1 pseudogene is annotated in these 273 nt (G+C 56.4%); it reads left to right on the forward strand.

The annotated features are described in order from the left end of the window. Positions 1-273, forward strand: a pseudogene (locus HMPREF0308_RS13950) (transposase); the annotation flags it as partial.

Genomic DNA, 273 nt, shown 5'->3' on the forward strand with positions numbered 1-273 from the left:
TCGATGCGTTTGTCTACAGACTCTTCGATGCGCCTCACACGCAAGTGACTATCTACCAAGTTATCGACGATGCCAGCCGCTTCGACGTCGGCTCCCGAGCTTTTGGAACTCCAGAAAACGGCACCGATGCCCGCATCACGCTGCGTGGAGCCATTGATGCTTATGGACTTCCCCAAGAAGTCCTCTCTGACAACGGTGATGCCTTTGCTACCTACCATCGCGGCCGGCTGTCGCAAACCGAACGCTGGCTCGCCAGTCTGGGGGTTCAATCAA

The organism is Corynebacterium striatum ATCC 6940, from assembly GCF_000159135.1.
Lineage (GTDB): Bacteria > Actinomycetota > Actinomycetes > Mycobacteriales > Mycobacteriaceae > Corynebacterium > Corynebacterium striatum.